Below are 20,651 nucleotides of genomic sequence, written 5' to 3' on the forward strand. Positions count from 1 at the left end.
CGATCAGCCGATCGCGCCGAGGATCGCCGCGACCTCGCGCAGCTCGTCGTACTCGCGCTTCTGGGCCGAGTCGAGGCCGGGCAGCAGCTCGAGCTGCATCGCGCGCTCGCTCCACGTCCTTCGTGCCCCCGCGACCTCGCTCATCGCCGCGCCGCTCTCGAACGCGCTCCGCAGCGGGAGGACGATCGACTGGAAGATCGCGGGCTTGCTCTCCTCGAGCGCGGCGAGCGCGCCCGCGGCCTCGATGGGGCCGCGACCGAGCGGCAGCCGCGACGCGCCGATCACCAGCTCGAGCCCGCTCTCCGCGCTCGTCACCGCGCCGCGCGCGATCCCGATCGCGAGCGCGCCGAGCGCGCCCTTCAGCTGCTTGCGCCGCGACTCGATCGCCGCGCGACGCTCCTCGGGATCCAGGTCGGGGAGCGCCTCCCAGTTCGCGTCGATGTGGAGCGGCCACGCCTTCTCGCGCTGCGCTTGGTAGCGCTGGTAGCAGGCCTTCATCTCCTCGTTCACGTGCGGGAAGCAGTAGAGCGGCACGCCGAGGATCGAGCGGTAGAAGACGAGGCGCTCGGCGTCCGGCCAGTCGTCGATCGTCTGCGCGCTCAGGCCCTCGGTCGCGCTCGCGAGGAGACGACCGAGCGCGCTGCCCGCGAGCGACGTGTGCACGCCGACGAGCAGCATGTCGGTGTGCTTCATCAGGCTGCGCGCCTCCGGAGACAGACGCGTCAGGGGCTGCGCCTTGCCGATCGCCGCGCGCAGCTTGCGCAGCGCGTACTGCCGCACGTTCTCCTCGTTCCACAGCGACGCTGGCGAGAGCGGCGAGACTGCGCGCAGCGCGGCCTCGGGCGTCGTCTTGTTCCGCTCGCGCTCGGCGAGGCTTTCGCGGCGGTCAGTCCGCGAATCAGCAAGCAGAGCGTTTTGCGTGTGCAGCTCGTAGTACTTCGCTTCCAGCGCGATCGCCTGATCGAGCGTGAGCCCCGCGCGCTCCGCGGGATCGTCGCTGCGCGGATCGCCGAGGATCATCTTCGCGAGCACGCCCTCGGCGACCTCGACGAGCTTGCGCTCGATGTCGCTCACCATCTCGCGCGCCGTGCGCGACACCGGACGTCCACGCTCGTCGAAGCGCGGCCGCATCGCGTCCTCCACCGCGGCGACGATGTCCTTGCTGTCGCCCGTCTCGGGCCGCGTCGAGACCTGGTCGAGGTAGTACCAGCTCCAGAAGCGCTGCTTGCCGCTCGGGTGCTGCAGCGCCTCCACGTCGAGCGCGAAGTCGTTCACCTCGCCCGCGCCCGCATGACCGCCGTCGAGCTCGAAGCGACGCGCCTTCTCGTCGAGCTCGATCGACAAGCGCGACGCCGACGCCTCGATGTTGCGGAAGCTCGCGCGCAGCGCGTCCGCCGCGCGCCCCAGCGCGACCCGCAGCTCGTGCAGCGCGCTCTTCAGCAGGAGCGCGCGCTGCCGCTCGACCTGCTCGTTGAACGTCGCGACCGCGCGATCGCGCGCCGCCTCGAAGTCCTTGTCCTTGCGCAGCACCACCGCATCGAACCCGCCGTGCGTGCGCTTCAGCGTCGCCGCGTGCGCGTCCATCTCGCTGGTGAAGCGACCCTCGCGACCGAGCTCGCACTCCTTCGTGAGCCCCGCGATCTGTCGCGTCAGCTCGTCGAGCGCGCTCGCGCCGAGCAAGCCCGTGGGCTCGCGGAACATCGTGAGCACGTAGCGCTGCTCGTAGGGCGAGAGCTCGGGCGCGCCGTCGGGCCCCGCCTTCGCGAGCAGCTCCGGCCAGAACGTCCCACCATCGATCTGCGCGAGCACCGTGCCCAGCCGCGCCTGCACGTCGGCGCGCGCCTTCTCCACCTCGCGCCCGAGCGCGCCGATCGTGTTCGCGGGCGTCCACGATCCGTCGAGGATCCGGTCCGCGCTGATCTCGCGGATCTGCGTCGTCTTGCCGCGCAGCTCGGTCTCGATCCCGTGCAGCGTGGCCGCGACCTTCGCGCTCGCGGTCTCCTTCAGCGCGACGATGCGCTTCCAGATGCCGCCCTCGCGATCCTCCTCCGCGAGCAGATCGATGCGCGCGACGAAGCTCTGATCGACGCGCCGCGCGCGCTCGTCGGGCGACAGCGTGTCGAGCTCCGCGGGGTCGAGCGCGAAGCGCTTGAAGCGCTCGCGCTGCGACTCGCTCACCAGCGCCGGATCGTCGAGCAGCAGATAGCGCCGCACCGCGGCCGCGCTCCACCGGCGTGCGCAGTACTCGAGCAGATCCTTGCGCGGCAGGATCACCAGCGCCGAGCCCAGCGTTCCGTAGAACGCGCTGTATCCGTCGCTGCCGAGCTCCGCCGGGAAGAGCGCGCGCGACTCCTTCGTGTAGTTGTCGTAGTCCGCCTGCTGGTCGCCGAGGATCGGCGAGAACACCTGCAGATAGCTCGCGTCCGCGAGCGCCTCGCCCACCTCGTCGAGGCTGAAGCTCGCGGGGCGGTCGACGAGGTACACGAGGTCGTAGGGACGTCGCGCGACCGTCTTGCGGCTCTTGTTGCGCGGGTCGTAGTGGAACGCGATCGCGTCCGGCGAGCCGCTGGTGTTCGTGTCGAGCCGCATCAGGTGCTCGAGCTCTTTCAGCGCGGCGTACCCGTTCGCGTAGACCCCATCGCGGTTGCGCCCCGCGACCACCTCGAACGCCTCGGGCAGGATCGCGAACCCGAACACGCGCGAGCGCTTGTCGCCCAGCGCGTCGCGCACGAGATAGCCGAACGGCAGGAACGCGCCCGATCCGGTGCCGCCCGCGACCGAGAAGTAGACGAACACCTGCACCGGCGCGTCGTGACGACGCATGCCCTGCGCGTGGTGCCGCAGCGCATCGAGGATCTCGCTCAGTCGTGCCGAGAGCGATCCGACCTCGACCGCGCGGTTGAACGAGAGCCGGCTCTCCACGCGGATCTGCCCCGCGCCCGCGCCGCTCTCCTCGCGGAAGCGGTACCAGGGGTGCACCCACTGCGTGAAGTACGGATCCGCGTCGGCGAAGCGATCGCCACGGCGCAGCGACGAGTACTCGACCTTGTCGAAGTCGCTGATCGCGACCGTGCTGTGGATCGCGCCCGGGCCCTGCCGCAGCCGCGCGAGGTCCGCCTCGTTCGTGTCGATCGCGAGGAAGCGGACGAGGCCCTCGTAGCGCACCGCGAAGTCGGCGCGCGCGCGCAGGTGCCGCGCGATGCGCCCGATCGCCCGGCCGCCCGAGCCGCCGAGGCCGACGAAGAGCGTCGGCGTGACCTCGCCCGGCAGGATGTTCGTCATGCGCGTGACCGTACCTCCGCTGCGTGAGCCGCGTAAACCTACGCGCGCACGGCGGTGTTCCGATCACGAGGGTGCGACCCGACGCTACGTGCGAGGCGCGACGCGACCGCCTCCGCGAGTGCGCGTCGCGCTCGCGCGCGCACGCCGCGCGTTCGCCTCCGGCGACGTCGACGCGCGCGTCTGCCGGTTCTTGAGCTGGTTGTCCGGCTTCTGCGAGTTCGCGCTGCGGCGCGTCGACTTGCGCGACGGCGTCGACTTCGAGTCCTCGAGCGCATAGCGCGCGCTCGCCGCGTTCTTGCGCGAGTTGCGGCGCGCGGTGGACTCACCGCCCGCCTTCTTGTCCGTCGCGCTGACGCCCTTCTTGCTCGTGTCGACCGGGTAGTTCCCGTGCACCTTCTCGGGGCGCTTCAGCGCGTCGCCGAGGTCCTTCGAGCTGCGGCCGACACGACGGCCGATCAACGCGCCGCCGGGCGGCGCTGCGTTCGCCGCCTTCTTCGCGCCGCGATCGTCTTCACGGCGCGGGTGCGGGCTCCGCGTCTCGCCGCGCTGCCTCGTGTGGATCTTCGACATGCATCGACGTCGGTGCACGGTGCGGGCCACGCGCACCATCGCGGCTGGCGTGATCGTGTACGCTCGGCGCGATGGTGACGACGCAGGACGTGAGCTTCGGAATGCTCTGGGCGAAGCTGGTCGGGAAGGGCGCGCGATGGGCGCCCGGGGATGACGACGCGCCTGCGCTCCACGTCCTCGAGCCGCGCGCGCCCGAGCGCCCGCCGACGTTCGGCGCCGGCCTCGTCGCGGTGTGGGTCGCGGACGAGGGGCCGGTGCTGATCTGCGAGCCGAACAAAGGCCTCCGCGCGATCAAGGCGATGACGCCGGGCACGCCCGTCGACGAGCTGCGCCGCGCGCTGCGCGAGTCGGGCGCCGTGGTGCGCGAGCAGGACGAGCCGCGGCGCGACACGATCGTCTGACGACGCCGCGTTCGCCGCGCTCGGTCTGGATCAGCCGTGCGCCGGCGCGAGCCGCGAGATCTCGGTCAGCAGCGTGTCGAGCGCGCACGGCTTCCGTACCGTCCCGTCGAAGCCGGGCTCGACGCCGCGCGCGCTCTCGCCCTGCGGCGTCATCGCGACGAACGCCGGCGGGCTCGCGCGGCGCGCGTCGCGCATCGACGCCGCGATCTGCGCGCCGCCCATGTTCGCGACGTGCGACGCGGTGAGCACCACGTCGGCGCCCTCGCGCGAGACGAACTCGATCGCGTTCTCCACCGACGTGAACCCGTGGACGACGAAGCCGAGGTTGCCCAGCCAGGACGCCAGCACCTGGACCGTGCGCTCCTCGTCGTCGAGCACCACGACGCGCGTTGCTGCTGCTTCCATCGTGGCCATCGGCCCTCCGTCGTTCGAGCGTTCTTCGTGGAGGCATGTACGCGCGGTGTGGCCGGAACAACACCGCGCGCCTCTCCGCTTGGCGAGCAACGCGAGACGGGCCACGCTCCCCCCACGCCCGATGTCGAGCTCGCCCAGCGTCTCGCCGCTCCGCGTCCTGCTCGTCGACGACGACGATGCGTCCGTCTACACGTACGCGCGCCTCTTGCGGGGAGCGGGCCTCGACGTCGTCGCGTGCCGCTCGGCGACCGAGGCGCGCGCGCACGCGGAGCGCGAGCACTTCGACGTCGTCGTCGTCGACTACTGGATGCCGGAGATGAACGGCGCGCAGCTCCTCGCGTCGGTGCGCGCGACGCTCGGCCCGCGCACTCCGCCGTTCCTGCTCGTCACCGCGATGGCCGCGCCCATCCCCGCGGTGCAGCGCGCGCGCTTCGCCGCGGTGCTCGAGAAGCCGTTCTCGTTCTCGTCCCTCCGCCGCGCGATCGCGATGCTCACCGCGGGCGACGAGCTCGTGCGCTCCTGACCGCGCGCGGGCGCGATCACTTGCCCCGGCGAGGGGCGCATCGCCCCACGTTCCGCGCGTGTCGCGGGCCTGCCCGCGCGTTCGCGGATGCGGCGCGCTGGATCGCGGCCTGCACCAGATCGCCACGTCGCTGTGCTGCGACGGACCGCATGCGCAGCGCGTGACGAGGTCATCCATGAAGCACGATCCCCAGGACTACGAGCGCACGACGATGCCCGAGGCGCTGCCTCGGCCCGAGAAGCGGGTCGCGGGACGGACCCCGACGAGCAAGACGCCGGTGACGGTGCGCGGCCACCACGTGGCGATCGAGGCGCACCACCGCGAGTACGTGCGCGAGCGGCTCGGACAGAAGCTCGGCAAGTTCGCGCCCGCGATCGAGCGCATCTACGTGATGCTCGAGGATCTCAACGGGCCGAAGGGCGGCGTCGATCACGAGTGCCGCATCCAGGTCACGCTGAGCGGGCTCGGACAGGTCGTCGTGAAGGAGCGTGACCCCGACGCGATCGCGGCGTTCGATCTCGCCGCGGACCGCATGGAGATCACGCTGCGCCACCACTTCGGCCGCGTGCGCGAGGGCCACGTCGCGGAGGCACGCCGCACCGAGGAGCGGTACCGCGAGAGGCTCCCGACGCTCGTCGAAGAGCCGCGCTGGCGCCCGTGATCGCGACGCGCGTGCTCGTGCTCCTCGAGGGCACGAGCACGCGCGCGGCGACTATCGTCGGAATTCGAGGAAGAGCTCTTCGCCGCGCCGGATGCGCACGCGCGACGGCACCGGGTGCGTGCCGCGCTCGAGCTCGACGTAGCGGCTCTCGGCGTCGTTCCAGCGCTCGACGCCGGGCCCCGTCACGACGAGCGACGCGCCGCCGCCGGGCTGCGCCTCGATGCGCCCGTCGGCGGGCTGTCGCTTGAGCGAGGGAAGCGGCGCGCGCGGACCGCCGAGCCAGACCGCCGCGGGCCTGCGGAACCCGCGCTTCGCCTCGGCGAAGCGACGCAGCAGGCGCCAGCCGTCGTCGCCCTCGCGCATCGAGAGCAGCTCGTCGTGGCTCGACGCGCTGAGCAGGAGCGCGCCGGGATCGAAGCGCGCCGGCGAGACGAAGCCGTGCACCAGCCAGATCAGGAACGCGAGCGCGAGCAGCGCCGCGAACGCCATCGCGATCTGCTTGCCGGGGCACGTCCAGAAGGGCGGCGCGTGCACCTCGACGCGCAGCGGCACCCGCAGCTCGCTGCGATCGTCGGCGACGAGCACCAGCGTCGTGTCGCGCGTGCCCGCGCCGCAGCAGTCGGCCGCGCTCGCGCGCAGCGTGATCGCCACCGCGCGATCCTCGCCCGCGACGAGCTGCGCGTGCGGCGTGATCGCGACCGCTTCGCGGGGGTCGGTCCGCGCGCCAGCCGACACCTCGAGGTCGTCACCCGCGCCCTCGACGTGCGCGTCGACGGCGCTTTCCGCGACCGGTCCGGGCACGCGCACCTCGCGCTCGATCGTCTCGCCGGCGGTGAGCTCGAGCGCGAGAGAAGTCATCGCTGCGTAGCGCAGCGTCGCGTCGATCGGCAGCGAGTGCGCGCCGACCTGATCGCTCGCCTCGGGCTCGACCACGAGGCGCATGCGGATCGGACGCGGTGCCGCGTCGCCCTCGCTCGCGCGCGGACAGAACGCGCGCGCGCGCACCGTCGCGTGGACCGTGAACGCGTCCTGCAGCGACACCGCGTCGCCCTCGGGCAGCGCGCACTCGACGCACGACGCGAGCGCCTCCGCGCCCTCGATCTCGCACCGCACACGCGCGCGCGTGCCCGCGGGGAACGTGCCCTCGTAGCGCAGCGAGAGATCCTCGGAGACCGCGCGCGGGATCTCGCCGAGATCGATCGACGAGACCGCGCGCTCGTCGCGCGTCACGCGCTGCACGCCGAAGCTCATCGCCGCGAAGCCGCGCGTCGCGATCACCGGCGCGGCGAGCGCGCCGCCGCGCGCGCGGAACGTGCGCTCGTGACGGCCCCGCGCGACCTCCGCGCCGAGCTGCGCGTGGAACACGCCGTCGCCGCCGGGCTGCATCGGGCTCGGCCCTCCTCCTTCGGACCGGGAGGCGCACTCGCTCGTCTCGCAGAGCTCGATGCCGAAGTCGAACGAGCGCGCGGGCACGATCGTCTGGCCGGTGTCGCCGACGAGCCGCGCGAACGCGCACGCAGGCTGCCCCGCGCGCACCGCGATCTCGGCGTCGAACGAGGGCCGCTCCTGCTCGCACGGCGCGACGACGGCCTCGACGCGGAGCCGGCCGTACACCGGGATCACCAGCGTGTCGACGCCGGGCGTCGCGCTGCGCACCGCGAACGGCGCGTCGCGCGGCGCGACCGTCGTCGTGCGGAAGCTCCAGTCGTGCGTGGGCTCGCGGTACGTCGCGCCGCCGGGGATCGCGACGGCGTGTCCGTCGCGATCGACCTGCTCGAGCGCGATCGCGCCGTCCCCTTGATCACGGATCGCGAGCACGCGCACCGTGCGCGCGCCCGCGAAGGTGCGCTCGAGCCCGACGCGCCCGCCCTCGTCGTAGCGCAGGCCGCGCGAGAACGAGAGCACGTCGGCGAACGCGCGCAGCAGCGAGCGCGCGTCGAACGCGACGCGGGTGTCGCCCTCCCAGCCGGTGTGGCGCCCGTAGCTCTCGAGCGTGCGGTCGAGGCGCTCCGGCCCTCGTCGCATCAGCAGGACGAAGCGGAAGCGACCCTCGCGGTGCGCGCGCAGCGAGCCGAGCCATCGCTCCGCGGGCTCGACCGCGCCGCCGTTGCACGCGCCGTCGGTGAGCATGAGCAGCGTCTGCGGCGCGCCGGCGGACGCGGCGGGCTCGAGCAGCGCGCGCGCGGCCTCGAGCGCGGCGCGGCACGGCGTCTGGCCTTCGTGCTGCTCGAGGCGCTGCACGCGATCGCCGGCGATCGCGCGCGCGCCTTCCTGCGCGCGATCGGGCAGCAGCTCGCGCGGCGACACGAAGCGCGGCGACGTGATCGCGCCCGACGCGAGCTCGTTCAGCCCGACGAGCATCACCTGATCGCCGTCCTCGAGCGCCGCGGCGAGCGCGAGCGCGGCGAGCGGCGCGAGGCGGCGTGGATCGCTGGCGTCCATCGAGCCCGAGTCGTCGAGCACGACGAGGTACTGCCCGTACGACGCGGACTGCGCGCGCGCGGCGCTCGGGATCAGCGCGAGCGCGAGGGCGAGCGACGCGAGGAGAGATCGGAGCACGGCGGCAGTGTAGTGCGAGCGCGGGCGGTCGAACCTATCATCGCGCGAGCCGGAGGGGGCAGCGATGGCGACGAAGAAGAAGAGCGAGCGCATGGCGCGCGTGGAGGTCGCGCTGAGCGCGGCGCAGAAGCGCGAGTACGAGGCGCTGGCGCGCGAGATCGAGGACGCGTCGCGCGACGAGATGCGCGGCTGGGATCGCAAGTGGGAGGCGGTCGGACGCATCCTCGCGAAGCAGCTCTGGGTCGCGGCGGGCGTGGGCTCGCCCGATCAGTGGATCGCGAAGGTGCTGAAGGAGTCGCGGCGCACCGTGTACCGCAACGTGAAGGTCGCGAGGTACGCGTCGCCCGACGACGAGAAGCGCTGGGGCTCGGCGCTGATCGACGCGGTGGTCGCGTACCTCGAGGCGAAGCACGGCGAGATCGACGGGCGGCTCCCGGTGCGCCTCGAAGCGGTGCGCATCCCGGTGGTGCGCGGCGGCGAGACGAAGCGGCTCGGGCTCGACGAGCTGACGCAGCGCGACGTGAACGCCGCGACGACCGCCCTGCGCCGGGGGAAGGACTCCGACCGCGCGCGCCCGAGCCCGATCGAGCAGGCGCTGGTGGAGGCGCTGAAGGGCGACGCATCGTTGCGCGCGATCCGGGTTCGGGTCGGTGATGGAGTCGTGTCGCTCGCGAACATCCCGCTCGCGCACTTCGACCTCGCGCTCCGGATCCTCCGCGAGGCCGACTGGGAGGGCGCACGGCCGATCGCGAAGAAGCGCACGTCGAAGGCGAGCAAGAAGAGCGCGCCCCGGCGACGCGCTGGCTGACGGGCGGCCGGTGCCAGCGCTGGCACTGGGAGTGCCAGCGCTGGCACTGCGAGTGCCAGCGCTGGCACCGGCGGGGACCGTTCCTCGTGCCGTCGGCACACGACGCATCGCGAGCGCCGCACGCGCGTACTACGGTCGGCCGCATGCGTCTCGCCGCTGGGATCGTGCTCGTGTGGATCGTGTCGGTCTCGTCGATCGCGGCGGCGCAGGGCGCCGCGACGCCGGCGGAGACGGCGTTCGTGTTCGACTGGCCCGCCGGCACCGACGCGACGGTCGTCGCCACGCGCGTCATCCAGAATCCGTTTCGCGGCTCGACCATCTCCTCCGAAGCGCGCTTCTCCCTGGCCGTCACGCGCGCCGCGGGAACGACGACGCTCACGTCGCGCGAGCTCGCGCTCGCGCCGATCCGCGAGCGCATGGCCGAGGCAGCGGGGCTCGGCAGCCTGGAGATGAGCATGGCCGCGACGCTCGTGACCGAGCCGCGCACGCTCCTGCCGCATCGCTGCGAAGTACGAACGCGACGCCGCTACGCGATCACCGTCGGCGGAGCGACGCGCCAGATGGAAGAGCTCGAGATCCGTACGTGGCGCTTCACGTACCGGCCCGGCAGCGCCGCGTGCTGAGCACGTCGCTCACTCGAGAAGCGTCACGACCGGTCCGAGCGCGCTCGCGATCGCGCGACGTCGCTCGTCGCGCAGCGGCTCGTCGTCCACGTCGCGCAGGCGCGCGATGCGGATCTCTTCCTGACGCGTCTGCCGCGCGACGCGCGCGAAGTAGTTGTTGAACGTGTAGAGCGGCACGCCTTCGACCTGCGGGATGCGCACCCGTCCGTCCTGCACCTCGATGCGCGTCCGCAGCCACACGCCGTCGCGCGTGCCCGGGAGCATCGTCGCGGGGTGCGCGCCCTCGACGTGCGGGCGCGTGACGCGGTAGCGCATGCCCTGGTTCGACAGCAGGTTGCCCAGCGAGTACGCGCAGAGCGCGTCGCCGCGCGGGGAAGGAAGTCGCTCGACGTCGTGCAGCACGTGCGGACCGTGCGCGAGGATCAGATCCGCGCCGTGCTCGACGAGGAAGCGCGCGCGACGTCGCTGCCCGCTGCTCGGGTGATCGAAGAAGTCGTGGCTCCAGTGCACCGAGACGACGAGCAGGTCGGCGTCCCGCCGCGCGCGCTCGAGCGCCGCGGCGACGACCTCGTCGTCCTCCCAGCGCGCGATCACGCTGACCGGCGCCTCGGAGCCCGGGCCCGAGTTGATGTGATCGGTCAGCGCGACGAACGCGACGCGCAGCCCGCCGCGCTCGATCACGTGCGCCGCGAGCGCGTCGTCCATCGTGGGGCCCGCGCCGATCGCGCCCATCCCCGCGCCGCGCACCGCCGCGATGGTGCGCGCGAGGCCGGTCGCGCGCTGATCGTACGCGTGGTTGTTCGCGACGCTGAGCACGTCGATCCCGGCGCGTGCGAGCGCGGGCGCGGCCTCGGGCGGCGCGCCGAGGATCGGCGGGCTGCCGGTCTCGGGCGGGCGCTCCATCGAGAGCGGCGTCTCGAGGTTCGCGAACGCGATCTCGTCGGGCGTGACGATCGAGCCGAGCGCGCCGAGCACCGAGTCCCAGCCGTGCTCGGCATATCCCGCCGACGCGATCACGCGCAGGTGCAGGAGGAGATCGCCGCTGCCTCCGATCGTCACCGCGCGCGCGGCCGAGCGCGACTGCGCGCTCGCCCAGCACGCGAGCGACGACGCGATCAAGAACGCGATCCACGAGCCTCGACGCAGCATCCCCCGACCCCCGACCTCGTCGTCACTCCATCGGCAGCGCCGCCTCGGTCGGCCCTTCGCCGATCGGCGCCGCGACCGAGAGCACCCGCACCTCGCCGCCCTCGCTCCACTGCGCGAGCGCGACGTCGATCTCGACCTGCGCGTCCATCCCGCGGCGCGGCAGCGGGCCCTCGTTCGACGCGTAGCCGCGCGCGCGCATGGTCGCGGTGCCGCTCGTCGCGTCGTACGCGAGGTCCTCGAGGCGCACCGAGATCTCACGCAGCAGATCGCCGTCGCGCTCCGCGTCGGGCCACATCGCGAGCTCGAAGCGCGTGATCCCCGCGACCCCGTGCGCGAGCCCGTCGGCGCCGTCGAGCGCGAGCGCCGTCTCGTCCGCGGTGGGCCCGCAGGGCGCGCCGCCCTCGAGCGGCAAGCTGCGCTCCGACGCGTAGCGGTACGCGACGCTACCGCGCGTGGGCGCGACGTCCGACGCGATCACGACGAAGCGCACCACCGCGCGCCGCCGCGCCACGCGCGACGCGAGATCGTGTCCTTCGTAGAGCACGGCGCGCTGCAGCTCGCCCGGCTCGAAGCGCGCGCGCACCCGCACCGCGAGCGTGTCGTCGTCGTCGCGCGTCGCGCTCACGATCTCGATCCCGAGCGCGCGCATCGCGAAGCCGCGATCGGCCGGCCACGCGGGCGGGTAGTCGCTGCCCTGCGGCAGATCGGTCGTGAGATCGAATCCGTCGATCGCGACCACGAGCTCGCTCGCGCCCGCGAGCCCGCTCGCCGCGAGATCGACGAGCCCGATCGCCTCGCCGGACGCCTCGCCCGACGCGAGCTCGACGGTCGCGCGGCCGCGCGCGGTGCGCGCCGTGGGCGCGCCTCCATCGGGCGCCGGCACGTCGCTCGCGGCGATCACCTGGTAGTCGAAGAGCGCGACGCCGACGTCGGGCATCACCGCGAGCGTGCCCGCGCTCGCCTCGCTCACGAGGGTCGCGCCGCGGATCGTCGCGCCGCTCGGGCAGCCCGCGGGCACGTTGTCGGTGAGGTCGAGCGAGATCGCCGCCTCCGCGAAGAACTGCGCCTGGCGCTGCCAGCGCAGCCCGAGCCCGCTCGGCACGATCCCGTCGGCGCAGAGATCGATCGAGCGCAGCGGGACCTGCGCGTCGAGCGGTCCTTCGCGCGGGCACAGCGCAGGGCCCGCATCGCGCGGCGGAGGCGGAGGCGAGGACGCGTCGATGCCGGCGTCGGCGTCGTCGCCCGGAGACTCGCCGCAGGCAGCGAGCAACAAGAGGATCGAGAAGATCGAACGGCGAAGAAGCACGCGCGCAGTGTAGAGGGCCGACCGAGGACGATCACGAGCTCGTGCGGTGGCGCGATCTCAGTCGAAGCGCTCGTAGGGATCACGCTGCGGGCGCGGCGGCGGTGCGCTCACCGTGGTGCTCGTCGCGGGCGTCGTCGTCGGCTCGGGATCGACGGTCTCGCGCGGTGCGCGCGGGCGCTCGCTGCCGCTCCGTCGCGCGACGCGCCGCTGGGGGACCAGCGTGACGGTCTGGGTCGAGGCCGCGCTCGCGAGCTCGACCGTCGCGCTCTCGTGGCCGTCGAGGCGCAGCTCGAGCGTGCCGTGCTCGCTCGCGCCGACGTCGAGCGCGTGCGGCGTGGTGCCGACGCGCGATCCGTCGCGCCACACCTCGGCGCCCGGCGGCTCGCTGTCGACGACGACGTGGCGCGTGGTCGTCGGCGTGACCGCGATCGCGGCGGGCGGCGGCGTGCTCGGCGCCGCGGGCTCGACGGTGCCGGTCTCGATCACGGCGAGCTCGGTCGCCCTCTCGATCGGCGGCGCGCCCGAGCCCGCCGACGCGACCATCACCACCGCGACCACCATCGCGACCGCGACGACGCCCGCGCCGATCGCGAGCGGGACGCGCGGCAGGTCCGCGACGCGCGGCACGAACATCGGGCGGCGCCCGCTCTCGAGCGCCGCCTTCGCCGCGTCGACGTCCGCGAGGACCGCGCCGAGCGCGCGCTCGAACTCGTCGGCGCTGGCGTAGCGATCCTCGGGATCCTTCTCCATCGCGCGCAGCACGACGCGCTCGAGGCTCGACGGGATCGGCCGGTCGGGCGCGGCGCGGCGAGGCGACTCCGGGCGATCGCGGATGTGCTTCGCCATGACGACGACCGCGTCCTCGTCGACGAACGGCGGGCGCCCCGTGAGCAGCTGGAAGAGCAGCACGCCGACGGAGTAGAGGTCGCTGCGGGGATCGAGCGCCTTCCCCTGCGCTTGCTCCGGCGACATGTAGCGCGGCGTCCCGAACACCGTGCCCGCCTGCGTCTCGAGCTGATCGATCTTCCCCTCTTCGCGCCAGACCTTGGCGATGCCGAAGTCGAGCACCTTCACGACGGGGATCGCGTGGCCCTCGATGCGCGCGAGGAAGATGTTGTCGGGCTTGAGGTCGCGATGGACGATGCCCTTGCTGTGCGCTTCGTGCAGTGAGCGCAGGATCTCCTGCACGAACGAGATCGCTTCGCGCACGTCGAGCACGCCCTCGCGATCGAGGCGCGCGGTGAGCAGCTCGCCCTCGAGCAGCTCCATCGCGAGGAAGAGGTGGCCCGTCGCGGGGTCCTCGCCGAAGTCGAACACCCGCACCGTGTTCGGGTGCAGGAGCATGCTCATGGCCTTCGCCTCGCGATGGAAGCGGGCGACGGTCTCGCGCTCGATCACGAGCTCGCGCTTGAGCACTTTCAGCGCGACCTGACGCGAGAGCCCGGCTTGCTCGGCGCGATAGACGGTGCCCATCCCGCCGGTGCCGACGCGCGCGACGATGCGGAAGCGCCCGGCGAGCGTGGCGCCGATCAGCGGGTCCGAGCGCTCGGCGGCGAACTGTGCGGCGTCGACCAGCGGCGTGCCGTCCCGCGGGCACGTGCTCTGCGTTCCTCGCGTCGGATACGCGCTCTTGCAGGTGGGACAGATCCGCATCGGGAGCCCCGGGAGCATACCGGATCCGTCGAGAGGGAGCGGGCCGGGCGCGGTGTTTCGCTCACGCCGGGGGAAACGGCCGAGCACGTGCGCGAGCACGTCGGCCGTCTGCGGGGGTCACAGGATCTGCAGCGGCGGTGCGCAGCGCATCTCCCAGTGATCGCCGTCGACGAACGGGCGGCAGATCTCGGAGCCGCAGTCCGCGTTGCTGCAGCACGTCGCGCGGCAGATCCCGTCGATGCACCCGCGCTCGAGGCAGTCCACGTTGGTCGTGCACGCCTCGCCCGCCGCGCGACCGCTCGACTCGAAGCACGCCTGAGTGAAGTCGGTGGTGTCGGTGAAGCGCGCGGTGAGGCAGCCCATCTGGACGGTCTCGCCGGAGAGCGCGGAGTCGTCGGACTGGTTCCAGCCGTCCTCGAAGCGCCGGCAGTCCGAGAGCGTGCGACACGCGCCGCTGCAGGGCCCCGACTCGACGGTGCGGAACTCCGCCCAGCTCCAGAACTCGTGGCCGAACAGGCAGATCCCCGACTCGCACTGCGAGTTGGCGCGGCACGCGCCGGCGTCGCGTCGTGCCGTGTTCCCGGCGCACACGAATCCGAAGCGGAGGCGATCGTACGCGTCGTACTCGAAGGGCAGGCACTGCGAGGGCTCGCACGCGATCGCGTCCGAGCAGGTTCGCTCCTCCGCGGTCGGCGCGCCGAGGCTCCCTTGCGAGAGCAGCTCGCGATCGACGCAGCCGCGCGCGCCGGTGCCCGGCGCCCAGCACGCCTGTCCCACCGGACAGTCGCGATCGTCGCAGCACGCGCGCGTGCAGATGCGGCGGGTGTTCGCGCCGAGCCCGACCTCGAGCGAGAGCGCCTCGCGCGCGGGCATGCACACGCGATCGGCGCACTGCGCGTCGGTCTCGCAAGCGGCTCCGGGCGGCAGCGGCTCGACGCACGCGCGGGTGACGGGATCGCAGACCTGGCCGGGCGTGCACCCGGTGCGCTGGCAGTCGCCGGGGACGCAGTCGCCGTCGGCGCACTGGAATCCGTCGGGGCAGCGGAATTCGGGGTACGTGCACAGCGGGTCCACGCACGCGCCCTGGCTGCGGCTGCAGCGCTGCGGCGCGGTGCAGTTCGCGGCCTCGATCAGATCGACGTCGGTGCCGTCGCACTGGTTGTCGCGGCCGTCGCAGACCTCGTCGGGCGCGGCGATCCCGCGCGACGGATCGGCCGGGTGGACCGCGGCGTCCTCGTCGTCGCAGTCGGCGAGCGCGGCGTTGCCGCCGCCACACCACGTGAACCCGTCGGCGTCGCGATCGCTCTCCGGGCCCTCGTCCACACGCCCGTCGAGGTCGTCGTCGGTGCCGTTGCAGACCTCGCGCGATCGACAGAAGCCCTCGACGCACGCCCGGCCGAGCTCGAGGCAGGGATCGCTCCCGTCGCCGCGCAGCGTGCAGGGCACGTCGTCGGGCGCGCCGGGGCTCAGCGCCGAGCACCCTACCGCGATCGTCGCGATCATGATCGCCGCCGCGCCGCGCATCAGAACGCACCTCGGACGGCGAGGCCGCCGCCGCCGCGCGGATCGGCGGAGACGTCGACGCGCAGCGCCGCGGAGCTCGGATAGAGCTCGACGGTGCGCTCGCGCAGGAGCCACAGCAGACCGGCGGTGAGCAACGCGGCGCCGCCGACCGCGCCGACGATGTCGGTGGTGAGCGCGAGCGTGTCGACGGTCTCGAACCGCGCGTCGCGATCCACGAGCTCGCCGTCGGCGCCGATGCGGAACTGCGTGGCGTCGTCGCGCATGAGCACCGTCGTCACCGCGAGCGCGGCCGCGCCGAGCGTGATCACGGCGCCCGCGGTCAGCGTCGCCCAGAAGAGCTCGTCGTCGACGCCGCGCTGCGAGACGTAGATCGGGCGCTCGTAGATCTCCTCGTCGGGGCGCACGTAGGTGCGCGCGCCGCGGAGGCGCTGGACCGCGGCCTCGGTGCGCTCGCGCTCGGCCGAGTCGTCGGGCGGGATCACCCGCAGGTAGCGCTCGTACGTGGAGATGGCGCGATCGTGCTCGCCCCAGAGCTCGTACACGCGGCCGAGGTTGTAGAGGAGCGTCGGCGAGCCGGGATCGAGGGCGAGCGCGCGCTCGAGATCGGTCGCGGCTGCCTCGTAGCGACCGTGCTGGTAGTGCTCGCGCGCGCGCTGGAAGAGCTCGACGGCCTCGCGCGGTGCGTCGTCGCGTGGAGGTGCGACCGAGGTGCCGAGGTCGGTGCCCGGGTCCTCCTGGGCGTGTGCGCGACGTGGCCCGACCGTCATCGGTGCGAGCACGAGCAGGGCCGAGAGCGCGGCCACGCGGGTTCGTCGGCACCCCCGGAGCGGGTCCATCCGCAGGCACGTTACCCGATCCCCGAGCGAGGGCGCCAGGTGCCGCGCGGGTCGCCTGGCGCGGAGGTCCGGCGCCGAGCCAAAGAAGGCGGGAGATGGACGACTCGGCCGGCCTGGTGGCGGTGATCGCGATCGCGCTGGCCTACGGAGGCGCGGCGTCGGCGGCGATCTCGGTCGCCGCGCGACGGCACCGGCTGCGGGTCGATCGGGCGATCGTGCGGCGCGGCATCGCGGTGACCGCGGCGCTCGTGACCGCGCCCGGGCTGCTCTGTGCGCTCTTCGGGATGCTGATCGAAGCGCGCGGCGAGCTGGTGCAGGTGGCGGTCGGGCTGTGCGTGCCGGGCGTGCTGCTCGCGTCGCTCGGGATCGCGCGGACCGTCGCGGGCGCGACGAGGAACGCGCGCGATCGCGGGTGGGTGCTGCGAGGCGGCGACCCCGCGGCAGTGCTGCCGCGGATGCGGGCTCGCGCGCGCGCGAGCGTGGAGGCGACGACGCCGGGGGCGCGCGAGGATCATGCGCGCGACGTGATCGGCGACGTGAGCGCGCTCGTGGTGATGGGACACGTCGACGACGCGATCCCGCTGCTCGGCGCGGTCGGGCGCGAGCCGATCGCGGCGCTGGCGACCCACGTCGCCGCGCTGCGCGCGCTGATCCACCTCGAGCAGGACGCGCCCGACGCGGCGCAGCACGTGATCGAGCGTGCTCCGAGCGGACGCGAGCGCGACGCGGACGAGCTCGCGGCGTGCGTGCGCGCGCTGATCGAGGGTGCGGCAGGGCGCTGGATCGACGCCGAGGCGAAGCTCCCGCCCGAGCCGCCCGCGCACGGGATCCCGGCGGTGCTCGATGCGCTCGTGCGCGCGCATGCGGCCGCGCTCCGCGAGCGGCCGGACGAGGCGCTGCGCTGGGTCATCCGGGTGCGCCCCGAAGCCGCGCGGCGACGGCTGCTCGAGCGGTGGTCCGGGCCGGCGCGCCACGTCGTCCTCGGCGTCGGTCCCTACGGGCGTTGATCGCGAGGCGGGGACGCGCGCCCACGGGCTGCGCGCGAGCGGTCGCGTGACGATGGCGCAGGGAGAGTGCTGCCCGACATCCTCCTGGTCGAGGTCGCCGCGATCGTCGCGCTGCTGATCGCGGCGGAGGCGAGCTTCGCGTGGGGACGCCGGCGCGCGGATCGCGTCGACGAGAAGGGGCGGAGCGCGCTCGGCACGATGCAGACCGCGACGCTCGCGCTGCTCGGTCTGCTGCTCGCGTTCGCGACGTCGATGGCCGAGGCGCGCTTCTCGGGCCGCCGCGCGCTCATCCTCGCGGAGTCCAACGCGATCGGGACCGCATACCTGCGGTCGAAGTGGCTCCCCGAGCCCCACGCGAGCGAGCTCGCCCGGCTCCTCCGCGAGTACGTCCGCGCGCGCATCGAGCTCTACGAAGCGGGCTCCGATCTCTCGCTCGACGAGCGCGCCAACGATCGCGCCGCCTCGCTGCACCAGCAGATGTGGGATCACACGGTCGACGTGATGCGCGCCGATCCGCGCTCGGTCGCGACGGGGCGCTTCGTCGAGTCGCTCAACGAGGTGATCGATCTCGAGGCGGCGCGCTGGATCGCGGCGCGCGCGCACGTGCCGGTGTCGATCCCGATCATGGTCCTCGCCGTGGCGCTGGTCGCGATCGCGGTGACCGGGTTCTTGTGCGGGGTCGAGAGGAAGCGGAGCGCCGTCGCGCTCACGGTCGTGCCGCTCCTGATCGGGATGACGTTCGCGATGATGCTCGACCTCGACTCGCCGCGCGTGGGGCTCGTGCGCGCGGGGCAGGGCCCGATGCTGCGCCTCGAGCGCATGCTCGCGGCCGACGCGGCGCGCTGAGCGATCACGCGCGTCTCGTGCTCTGCACGAAGCGGGCGTGCGCGCGCTCGTCCCATGCGCGTCGCTCGGCGCGCATCTCGAAGAGCGGCACGTCGAGCACCTCGAGCCGCTCCTCGCCGCGCGGGATCACGACGCGCGCAGCGCTCTTGTCGGGCGATGTCGCGAGCGAGCCACCGAACGCGGCGAAATTGCAGAAGAGCGTGCACGCGTAGAGCGCGCGGCGCGCCTCGGCGTGCGCGGTCTCGAAGTCCGAGGTGACCGCGGTGAACGCGGGGTTGATCAGCAGATCGAGCGGAGGCTCGGTGTTCTTCAGCGCGACGCGCAGATCGAGATCGAGGAAGTCGCGGCACACCGCGATCGCCACGCGACCGATCCGCGTCGACGCGACGACGAAGAGCGGCTGCAGCGGGATGTCGATCGGCTCCTCCACGACCGCGCCACCCATCCGCATGATCGCGGGCACGTGCTTGCGCTGTCGCCAGAGCTCGCCCTCGGGGCCGATCACGACGCACACGTTCGTGCGCGTCGCTTCGTCGTGGTGCCCGCCGGAGACGATCGTCACGCCGTGCGCGCGGGCGAGCTCGTGCACCTCCGCGGCGATCGCGTCGTGTCCGAGGTCGACGCTCATCTCGGGGAACACGACGATGCGCGCGCCGCGCTCGGCCGCCCGCGCGACGTACGACGCGAGCTTCGCGCGCACCGCGTCGACCCGCTCGGGCGCGAGGCGGTAGAGCCCGCTCGCGCCCGGCTGCGGCATGTCCGCGGGCTCGCCGATCTGCGCGAGCGCGACGCGGAACGCGCTCTCCTCGGGGCCGCGGCTCACGCGGTAGTGGAGCACGCGGAACTCGCGCCACGTCTCGCTCGGTGCGTCGCGCGTCGCGGGGGGCGGCTCGCTGGGGCGCGCGGCCGGACGACGCTCGAGGAAGTCCTCGAGGAGCTGCGCGATGGTCGGCCAGTCGCCGAGCCACGGAAAGTGCACGTCGCCCTCGAGCATCACGAGCCGCGCGCCGTCGATCTCCGACGCGAGCTCGATCGAGAGGCGGCTCGCGATCGCGTGATCGTGGCGCCGCGCGACGACGAGCGTGGGCGCGCGCACGTCGCGCAGGCGATCGCGCACGTCGAGCTCGAAGCACATCGCGAGCAGGCGCGCGGCGGTCTCGCGATCGGCGGACTCGCGCTGGAAGCGCACGAGGTTGTCGAAGAACGCGGGGTCGGGCGCGTTGGGCACGAAGATCGACGCGAGGGTGCGCGAGCCGAGCCCCCAGCTCGCGCGCACGAGCGCGTCGAGCGAGCGCTGCACGTCGACGCGCGCGACGTCGGCGCCGCGCGCGAACGTCCCGTACAGCGCGAGCCGGGACACGCGCTCGGGGCGCGTCGCGGCGTACGCGAGCGCGATCGCACCGCCGTGCGACGAGCCGAACATCGCGACGGGCCCGTCGGTGACCCGCGCGATCACGGCGTCGAGATCCTCGAGCTCTCCCTCGAGCTCGAAGTCGTCGCGCGCGCGCTGCGAGAGCCCGACCCCGCGCCGATCGTAGAAGACGAGCTGGAACGAGCGCGCGAGCCGCGCGTAGAGATCGTGCATTCCGAGGTAGTGCCACTGCAGCTCGAGGTGACTGAGCCAGCCGGGCACGACGACGAGCACCGGACCTTCTCCCCACGTCGCGTACGCGATGCGCGCGCCGCCGTGCCCGCGACAGAATGCGATGCTCGGCTCACCCATCGCCCGTTTCGCGCTGCAACGACGCGGCCAGCGCGACGGATCGCCGCTCGACGTGCACCTCGAGGGGAGCCGCGCCGCGGTCCGCGGTCCACGCGTGACGCGGCGCCACTCGGGCTCAGCGCGCGCGAGAGAGACCGTCGAGCAGCAGCTCGAGCCCCTCGCGGAATTCGCGCTCGGGATCGCTCTCGCGCGCAGCCTCCGCGATGTCGACGAGCCCCGGATAGCGATCGCGCGGCAGCGATCGGAAGCGCTCGATCACCTCGTCCGCGGGCTCGCCCGCGCTCGTCGCGAGCGGTCCCGCGAGCTCGCCCTGCGCGAAGCCCATGATCAGCGCGGTGATCGCGCGGAACGCGACGAGCAGCGCGTGCCCCGAGCGTCCGCTGCGCGCGAGCGCGGCGAGCATGGCCTCGCCGAAGTCCGCGACGATCGGCGATCGCGAGCGACGCGTCAGCACGAGCGGGACCACGCGCGGGTGCGCGCGCAATGCGCGCCACACGGTGAGCGCGAGCTCGCGCGCGTCCTCGCGCCAGTCGTCGCTGCAGCCGCGCGACCACTGCGCCTGCGCGAGCACGGCCTCGACCACGAGCACCTCGAGGTCCTCGCGGTTCGCGACGTGGTTGTAGAGCGTCATCGGGCCGGTCCCGAGCGCGCTCGCGAGCGCGCGCATCGAGAGCCCCTCGAGGCCGTGCTCGTCGACGAGCGCGAGCGCGGCTTCCTGCAGCCGTGCGCGCGAGAACTTCGGAGGTCGTCCCATGTGGCTGGCCCT

Annotated in this window: 18 protein-coding genes; 7 read left to right on the plus strand and 11 right to left on the minus strand. The window is 73.5% G+C overall.

Annotation, left to right across the window (positions count from 1 at the left end; translation table 11 throughout):
- Window positions 1-3: 3 nt before the first annotated feature.
- Together DB32_RS11090 and DB32_RS11095 are read right to left on the minus strand one after the other, a co-directional pair.
- Window positions 4-3,282, minus strand: a complete 3,279-nt coding sequence (locus tag DB32_RS11090; protein WP_053232395.1) for a tubulin-like doman-containing protein — start codon at window positions 3,280-3,282, stop codon at window positions 4-6.
- Between the two features lie 84 nt (window positions 3,283-3,366).
- Window positions 3,367-3,852, minus strand: a complete 486-nt coding sequence (locus DB32_RS11095) for a hypothetical protein (RefSeq protein WP_157068949.1) — start codon at window positions 3,850-3,852, stop codon at window positions 3,367-3,369.
- Window positions 3,853-3,923: 71 nt separating this feature from the next.
- Between DB32_RS11095 and DB32_RS11100 the strand changes: the two genes are divergently transcribed.
- A complete protein-coding gene (locus DB32_RS11100; RefSeq protein ID WP_053232397.1) occupies window positions 3,924-4,253 on the plus strand; it encodes a hypothetical protein in 330 nt (109 codons plus the stop codon).
- A 30-nt stretch (window positions 4,254-4,283) separates the two neighbouring features.
- Here DB32_RS11100 and DB32_RS11105 read toward each other — a convergent pair whose 3' ends face one another.
- A complete protein-coding gene (locus DB32_RS11105; protein ID WP_169791413.1) occupies window positions 4,284-4,658 on the minus strand; it encodes a response regulator in 375 nt (124 codons plus the stop codon).
- A 130-nt stretch (window positions 4,659-4,788) separates the two neighbouring features.
- Between DB32_RS11105 and DB32_RS11110 the strand changes: the two genes are divergently transcribed.
- Window positions 4,789-5,190, plus strand: coding sequence for a response regulator (locus DB32_RS11110; protein ID WP_053232399.1), 402 nt, complete (start codon window positions 4,789-4,791; stop codon window positions 5,188-5,190).
- A 175-nt stretch (window positions 5,191-5,365) separates the two neighbouring features.
- Window positions 5,366-5,851, plus strand: a complete 486-nt coding sequence (locus tag DB32_RS11115; RefSeq protein ID WP_157068950.1) for an HPF/RaiA family ribosome-associated protein — start codon at window positions 5,366-5,368, stop codon at window positions 5,849-5,851.
- Window positions 5,852-5,902: 51 nt separating this feature from the next.
- Here the strand turns inward: DB32_RS11115 and DB32_RS46600 are convergent, their stop codons facing one another.
- Entirely contained in the window at window positions 5,903-8,410 is a 2,508-nt protein-coding gene (locus DB32_RS46600; protein WP_053232401.1) for a VWA domain-containing protein, read from the minus strand.
- 64 nt (window positions 8,411-8,474) lie between these two features.
- Between DB32_RS46600 and DB32_RS11125 the strand changes: the two genes are divergently transcribed.
- Together DB32_RS11125 and DB32_RS11130 are read left to right on the plus strand one after the other, a co-directional pair.
- Window positions 8,475-9,218 (plus strand): hypothetical protein, encoded by a 744-nt coding sequence (locus DB32_RS11125; RefSeq protein ID WP_053232402.1) that lies wholly within the window; start codon window positions 8,475-8,477, stop codon window positions 9,216-9,218.
- Window positions 9,219-9,304: 86 nt separating this feature from the next.
- The gene (locus tag DB32_RS11130; RefSeq protein WP_157068951.1) at window positions 9,305-9,841 is read left to right on the plus strand and encodes a hypothetical protein; all 537 of its coding nucleotides are present in this window, start codon (window positions 9,305-9,307) and stop codon (window positions 9,839-9,841) included.
- Between the two features lie 9 nt (window positions 9,842-9,850).
- Here DB32_RS11130 and DB32_RS11135 read toward each other — a convergent pair whose 3' ends face one another.
- From DB32_RS11135 to DB32_RS11155, 5 genes are all read right to left on the minus strand, one after another.
- Window positions 9,851-10,990: a CapA family protein gene (locus DB32_RS11135; RefSeq protein WP_053232404.1), complete on the minus strand. Its 1,140-nt coding sequence runs from the start codon at window positions 10,988-10,990 to the stop codon at window positions 9,851-9,853.
- A 22-nt stretch (window positions 10,991-11,012) separates the two neighbouring features.
- The gene (locus DB32_RS11140; RefSeq protein WP_157068952.1) at window positions 11,013-12,296 is read right to left on the minus strand and encodes a hypothetical protein; all 1,284 of its coding nucleotides are present in this window, start codon (window positions 12,294-12,296) and stop codon (window positions 11,013-11,015) included.
- Between the two features lie 57 nt (window positions 12,297-12,353).
- Window positions 12,354-13,949: a serine/threonine-protein kinase gene (locus DB32_RS11145; protein ID WP_169791414.1), complete on the minus strand. Its 1,596-nt coding sequence runs from the start codon at window positions 13,947-13,949 to the stop codon at window positions 12,354-12,356.
- 117 nt (window positions 13,950-14,066) lie between these two features.
- On the minus strand, window positions 14,067-15,473 hold the full coding sequence (locus tag DB32_RS11150) for a putative metal-binding motif-containing protein (RefSeq protein WP_053232407.1): 1,407 nt from the start codon (window positions 15,471-15,473) through the stop codon (window positions 14,067-14,069).
- A complete protein-coding gene (locus DB32_RS11155; RefSeq protein WP_053232408.1) occupies window positions 15,473-16,276 on the minus strand; it encodes a tetratricopeptide repeat protein in 804 nt (267 codons plus the stop codon). Before DB32_RS11155 ends, DB32_RS11150 begins: the two co-directional genes overlap by 1 nt.
- Window positions 16,277-16,404: 128 nt before the next feature.
- On the opposite strand from DB32_RS11155, the gene DB32_RS11160 reads away from it, so the two are divergent.
- Both DB32_RS11160 and DB32_RS11165 read left to right on the plus strand, forming a co-directional pair.
- Window positions 16,405-17,316 (plus strand): hypothetical protein, encoded by a 912-nt coding sequence (locus DB32_RS11160; RefSeq protein WP_053232409.1) that lies wholly within the window; start codon window positions 16,405-16,407, stop codon window positions 17,314-17,316.
- 66 nt (window positions 17,317-17,382) lie between these two features.
- Window positions 17,383-18,162 carry a bestrophin-like domain gene (locus DB32_RS11165; protein WP_053232410.1) on the plus strand — a complete coding sequence of 260 codons (780 nt, stop codon included), beginning with the start codon at window positions 17,383-17,385 and terminating at the stop codon, window positions 18,160-18,162.
- A gap of 4 nt (window positions 18,163-18,166) precedes the next feature.
- Here the strand turns inward: DB32_RS11165 and DB32_RS11170 are convergent, their stop codons facing one another.
- Window positions 18,167-19,885 (minus strand): alpha/beta fold hydrolase, encoded by a 1,719-nt coding sequence (locus DB32_RS11170; RefSeq protein ID WP_053232411.1) that lies wholly within the window; start codon window positions 19,883-19,885, stop codon window positions 18,167-18,169.
- Between the two features lie 115 nt (window positions 19,886-20,000).
- Entirely contained in the window at window positions 20,001-20,639 is a 639-nt protein-coding gene (locus DB32_RS11175) for a TetR/AcrR family transcriptional regulator (RefSeq protein WP_053232412.1), read from the minus strand.
- Window positions 20,640-20,651 lie beyond the last annotated feature (12 nt).

Source organism: Sandaracinus amylolyticus, from assembly GCF_000737325.1.
Classification (GTDB): domain Bacteria; phylum Myxococcota_A; class Polyangia; order Polyangiales; family Sandaracinaceae; genus Sandaracinus; species Sandaracinus amylolyticus.